The following is a 5,689-nucleotide window of genomic DNA, read 5'->3' as shown; positions in this document are numbered from 1 at the left end:
TCGTATCCCCCTACGGGGCGGACGACGCCGGGAGAGGCACCGCACACCACACCGCCGAGCACGACGGCCGGGCACCCCACGGGTGCCCGGCCCCCCGGCGTATCCGTCCACCCGTCGAACTCCCTGGGGGAAACCCGCCCATGAACCGCCTGGCACCACTGAGATCGCCCGTGGCCCTGCTGACGAGCTGTGCTCTGCTCTTCGCAGCCCTCGCGGCCGTGCTCGCCATGACCACGCAAGCACACGCGTTCACCACCATCGGTGCGCTCAAGCTCACGCCGACGAGCGGAAAGCTCGACGATCCGCTCTTCGCGACGCACGCGGAGACGGACGGTCCCTGCCCGGAGGGCTCGATCGTCTCCAACCTCGCCGTGGTCGTACCGGGCAACCCGCTGGCATCGAACCTGGCGAAGCTGAAGTCCGCTCCGAGCACCACGGGCGCCTTTTCCGACGATCTGGTCGCGTGGAGCCCGGCCGTGCTCCACCGGACACTGGGGCAGCGTCTTCTGGAAGCCATTCCGGACGGGAACTTCGACGGCGTCTACACCATCGGCCTCTACTGCACGGCGAGGGGCGAGACCGATCCCGCCTTCACCGCGCTCATCAAGGTCGAGGGGGACTCCTGGTCGGTCCTGGAACAGCAGGCCACCGGCATCGCGCTCTCCGGCGTTCCGGAGAACGCCCTGGTGGGGCAGGCATACAAGCTGAGGGCCACCGTGACTCCGGCGGGGGCGACCGGGACCGTCGTCTTCTCGTCCAAGGAGACCGACAGCGCGCAGCCCGTGGAGATCGGGCGGGCGGACCTCGTCGAAGGGGTGGCGGAGATCGACATCCCCGCGCCGACCGTGGAGGGCCGCGCCTACTACTACGCGTCCTTCACCCCTGCCGACGCCCAGCTGTACGCCGCTTCGGAAGTGAACGGCGGGGTACCCGTCTACACTCCCCTGTCCGTGACCGACGCCGACGGCATGACCCTCGGAGCGAACCCCGCGCTGAAGCCCGGTGACACGGTGAAGATCACCGCGCGGGGATTCACGGCGGCGGCGGCGGTGACGGTCGCCCTCGACGAGGGGGCCTCCCTCACCGGCGCGACGGCGGACGACGGAGGCGCCGTGGCGAATTACGCGTTCACCGTCCCCGACGACATCGAGGCCGGCCCGCACACCCTGACGCTGGCGGAAGGCGCGGACGGCGCGTACAGCGTCGCGTTCGGATTCCGTACGACCGCCGCCACCACCGATCCGACGGACGACCCCACCGATCCGACGGACGACCCCACCGATCCGACGGACGACCCGGGCGACACCACGGGCCCCGACAGTTCCGACAGCTCCGACAACGGCGGCTCCGACGACTCCGCCGGCCTCGACGGCGGCGGCTCCGACAGCGGCGGCTCCGGCTCCGGCACCGATTCGGGCTCCGGCGGCGTACTCGCCTCCACCGGCGCACAGCTCGGCACGGCCGCACTCGGTGGCCTGGCCCTGATCGCCGCCGGCGCCGCCCTCGTGCTCCACGTGCGCCGCAAGGGCATGCTCCGCTTCGGCACCCCGCGTCACTGACCCGTCCCGGACCCACCCGTCCCCGACACCCGTGCGCCGCGGGCCCGTGGCCGCCACCTCGTGTGGCGGCCCGGGCCCGGCCGCGCGGAGCGGGTCCCCGCGTTCCGGGCGAAGGCCTACGCGCCGACCGCCCCGCCCCTTTCCGTACCGTCGACCAGGAGTGCCCCCATCGTGTCCGTGCTCGCACCGCCGCCCCCGGCCGCACCGCCCGACCAGAAGCCGCCCCGCCCGGCCGGGGCTCCCGACGCGGCACCCTCCCGGCCCGGTCTCGCCCTGACCGGCGCCGCTCTGTGCGTGCTCGCCGCCGTGCTGTTCGGGTTCGCCGCGAACCTCACGGTCGTCGGCCACCTCCAGCACGCCCGGGACCAGCAGGTCGCCCACGACGACCTGCGGGAGCAACTCGCCCTGGGCACGGCCCCGGTGGGCCAGCAGACCTTCGACGGCAAGGCGCTCGAACCCGGCGCCCCGGTCGCCCTGCTGCGCATCCCCGTGCTCGACCTGGAGGAGGTCGTCGCCGAGGGCACCACTTCCTCCGTGCTGATGTCGGGCCCCGGCCACCGTCGCGACACCCCGCTGCCGGGCCAGGCGGGCACCTCCATCGTGATGGGCCGTCAGTGGGGATACGGCGGGCCGTTCGGCGACCTCCACAACCTCCCGACCGGCACCCGGATCGACGTCACCACCGGTCAGGCGAGGGTGAGTTACGAGGTGACCGGCATCCGGCAAGCGGGTGACCCGCTCCCCGCCCCGCTCGCCTCCGGCGAGGGCCGGCTCACCCTGATCACCGCGACCGGCGGGCCGTACACCCCTTCCGGAATCCTGCGGGTCGACGCGAAACTCGTCACGCCCGTCCAGCCGAGCCCGCCGCGGGTGCTGCGTACCGGCTGGATCGCCGAATCCGAGCAGGCGCTGAAGGGCGAGGGCGACTCGTGGCTCCAGGTGTTCCTGTGGACCCAGGCCCTGCTCGTGGCGGCCCTGCTCACGGTGGCGGCGTACCGGGTCTGGGGCCGCTGGCAGACCTGGGCCTGCGGGGCACCGCTGCTCGCCGCCCTCGGCATCGCGGACGCAGGGGCGTTGACCGCCCTACTGCCCAACCTTCTCTGAGAACGACCCCGTTCACCTTCGCGCAGACCATCTCGCCGTACCTTCTGGAGTCACCATGACCACCACCGACACGACCGGCGCAGCAGCCGACCGCGACGAGTTCACCGACACCCTCGTGCAGCCGCGCGTGATCCGCGGTCAGGGGCCCGCCACCCTGGAGGCCGACGAGATATCCGCGTGGTTCGGGGACCACAAGGTCCTGGACCGGGTGTCGCTGACCATGCCCGCCCGCCAGGTCACCGCCCTCATCGGCCCGTCGGGCTGCGGCAAGTCGACGTTCTTGCGCATCCTCAACCGGATGCACGAGCTGATCGGTTCGGCCTCCCTGGCCGGCCGGGTGCTGCTGGACGGCGACGACATCTACGACCGGGGCCGCCGCATCACACACGCCCGCCGCAACATCGGCATGGTGTTCCAGAAGCCCAACCCGTTCCCGGCCATGTCGCTGTACGACAACGTCCTCGCGGGTCTCAAGCTCAACGCCATCAAGGCCGGCCGGGACGCCCGGGACGACCTGGTGGAGGAGTGCCTCACCAAGGCGGGGCTGTGGCGGGAGGTCAAGGACCGGCTGCGCCAGCCCGGCGGGGCGCTCTCCGGCGGTCAGCAGCAGCGCCTGTGCATCGCCCGCTCCCTCGCGGTCCGCCCCCGCGTGCTGCTGATGGACGAGCCGTGCTCCGCCCTCGACCCGACCTCCACCCGGCGTATCGAGGAGACCATCGCCGAGCTGAAGTCGGAGGTGACCATCGTGATCGTCACCCACAACATGCAGCAGGCCGCCCGCGTCTCGGACACCTGCGCGTTCTTCCTCGCCTCGCAGGGCACGCCCGGTCTCATCGTCGAACACGGCGACACCCAGGCCATGTTCGCCTCGCCCCGGGACGTACGCACGGCCGACTACGTCAACGGCCGTTTCGGCTGAGCGGTCCGGAGCCGGCCTCCGTTTCCTGTCGGCTCCGGACGCCTGCCGTGTCTCGACCGGATGGCAACTGCCTTTTACCACTGGGCAAGTACGGTTATCGTCGGCCTCGATCATGACATCACCACCATGATCGGAAATGAGGGATCATGAACCGTTACGCCCATCTCGCCTTCACGGAGAAGGTCCGCGGCGTCCAGCGGGAGCGGGGAAGCGGCGAGGCGATGGACCGGTTGCTCCGCGGGGATCCGGAGGAGTTCGACCGGATCGGTCCGGCGGAGGCCGCGTTCATCACCGCCAGGGACGGCTTCTACCTGGCCAGCGCCACCGAGGACGGCTGGCCCTACGTGCAGTACCGGGGCGGTCCGCCGGGCTTCGTGCACGTACTGGACCCCGGCACCCTCGCGTACACGGAGGTGCGGGGCAACCGGCAGTACATCACCACCGGCAACCTCCGGAGCGACGACCGGGTGTCCCTCTTCTTCATGGACTACTCGCGTCAGCTCCGGCTGAAGGTCATGGCCCGCGCCCAGACCCTGGACACCGCGCAGGAGGCGGAGCTGAGCGAACGGCTCGCCGACGTACGCACCGACGGCAGCCCCGAGCAGTTGATGGTGATCCGCGTCGAGGGGACCTCCTGGAACTGCTCCAAGCACATCACTCCTCGCTTCTCGGAGGAGGAGCTCGCCGAAGCGCTGCTCCCCGTACGGCAGAGGATCGCCGAACTCACCGCCGAGAACGAGGCGTTACGGGAGAAGCTCCAGAACCGGTGACGCGCCGGGAGGCGGCCCGGGGCAGGGTGTGATCCCTCCCCCGGGCCGCCTCGGCACGGTCCTGCCGTCAGCCGGCGATCTTCGCCCGGATCAGCCAGAGCCGGTTGGCGTGGCGCCGCCCCCGGGGCTGTACGTCGTACGGCCAGCGGCCCTCTCCCGCACCGGGCTGGCCCGGCTCCTTCAGGTCCACGACGTCCCAGCCGTTCGCCTCCAGGAACGGCTCCGGCTCGTCGGTGCCGAAGATCCACGGGGTGCCGTCCGCGGCCAGCTTGTCCAGGAAGGGCCTGGAGAACGGGCTGCGCAGCAGAACCCGGCCCAGGATGTCGAAGGCCAGGTGGCTGCCGGGCGCGGACGCCGAGGCGAGCAGTCGCAGCAGGCCGGCCGCCTGCTCCTCGGTGAGGAAGAAGGTCAGCGCCTCCGCGACCCACAGGGTGGGCTTGGACGGGTCGAAGCCCGCCTCCGTGAGCGTGGGCAGCCACTCCTGGGTGAGGTCGGCGGACACCTCGTGGCGGCGGACGGTGGGCTTCGCGCCCAGGGCGTCCAGCCGGCGCCGCTTCTCCTCGATGAGGGGGCCGTGGTCCACCTCGTAGACGTCGATGTCGTCGGGCCAGTCGAGACGGAAGGCACGGGTGTCCATCCCGGCGGCTATCAGCACCACCTGGTGGATCGTCCCGTCGGCGAGGAGGTCGCGGATCGCGTCGTCGAGGTAGCGGGTGCGGATGGTGATGAACGGCAGCAGTCCGCCGCCCGCGTAGCGGTCGATCAGCTCGAAGCCCTTGGGCTCGGCGAGATCGCGGGCCAGCGGGTCGACGTACAGGGCGTCCTCGCGCTCTGACTCCAGGGCGCGGGCGGCGGCCATCCACTGGGCGGTGTACGAAACGGCGTGCATGGGTGAGGTGGTCCCTTCTCGGGTGGAAACGGCGTGCGGTCGGGATCTGCGGTGCGGTGGGTGACCGCGTGCGGTGACGGATGCGTGGGACGCGGCGGTGCGGCCGGATCAGTGCCGGACGACCGCCTTGCTGCGCATCAGGAACTCGCCGAGGAACCCGTCGTGGGGCAGTCCCGGCGCGATCCGGTAGGTGGGCACGTCGCCCACGTACACGTTGCTGATGCTCGGTTCGTCCAGGAGCCGGTCGATCAGTTCCTCCTGATGGGTGAGGACGGTGAGGACGAGGCTGTCCCGCAGGACCGCCGTGCCCGCCTCCGGGGTCCAGGGCGCGACCCAGACGCAGGGAAACGGGAGTTCGACCCCGGAACGCCCGCTCCACCGACTCCACCGCCACGGTGTGCCGGCCCGTCAGCAGGTAGGTCTGCCGGACGAGCACCCCCGCGCAGGA

The 5,689-nt window shown here is 71.5% G+C and carries 5 protein-coding genes and 1 pseudogene; 4 read left to right on the top strand and 2 right to left on the bottom strand.

Annotated features, from left to right (window positions below; genetic code table 11):
- The first annotated feature begins 140 nt into the window (after positions 1 to 140).
- From ACFWEP_RS30640 to ACFWEP_RS30625, 4 genes are all read left to right on the top strand, one after another.
- Positions 141 to 1,559, top strand: a complete 1,419-nt coding sequence (locus tag ACFWEP_RS30640; protein ID WP_387374953.1) for a hypothetical protein — start codon at positions 141 to 143, stop codon at positions 1,557 to 1,559.
- 171 nt (positions 1,560 to 1,730) lie between these two features.
- Entirely contained in the window at positions 1,731 to 2,663 is a 933-nt protein-coding gene (locus ACFWEP_RS30635; RefSeq protein ID WP_387374951.1) for a sortase, read from the top strand.
- Between the two features lie 55 nt (positions 2,664 to 2,718).
- The gene (locus ACFWEP_RS30630; RefSeq protein ID WP_387374949.1) at positions 2,719 to 3,582 is read left to right on the top strand and encodes a phosphate ABC transporter ATP-binding protein; all 864 of its coding nucleotides are present in this window, start codon (positions 2,719 to 2,721) and stop codon (positions 3,580 to 3,582) included.
- A gap of 146 nt (positions 3,583 to 3,728) precedes the next feature.
- Entirely contained in the window at positions 3,729 to 4,352 is a 624-nt protein-coding gene (locus ACFWEP_RS30625) for a pyridoxamine 5'-phosphate oxidase family protein (protein ID WP_387374947.1), read from the top strand.
- A 67-nt stretch (positions 4,353 to 4,419) separates the two neighbouring features.
- On the opposite strand, the gene ACFWEP_RS30620 is transcribed toward ACFWEP_RS30625, so the two are convergent.
- On the bottom strand, positions 4,420 to 5,241 hold the full coding sequence (locus ACFWEP_RS30620; protein WP_387374945.1) for a class I SAM-dependent methyltransferase: 822 nt from the start codon (positions 5,239 to 5,241) through the stop codon (positions 4,420 to 4,422).
- Positions 5,242 to 5,349: 108 nt separating this feature from the next.
- Positions 5,350 to 5,604 (bottom strand): annotated as a pseudogene (locus tag ACFWEP_RS30615) (aldehyde dehydrogenase); the annotation flags it as partial.
- Positions 5,605 to 5,689 lie beyond the last annotated feature (85 nt).

The organism is Streptomyces sp. NPDC060198, assembly GCF_042728415.1.
Lineage (GTDB): Bacteria > Actinomycetota > Actinomycetes > Streptomycetales > Streptomycetaceae > Streptomyces.
This window is presented reverse-complemented; position numbering and strand designations above follow the sequence as displayed.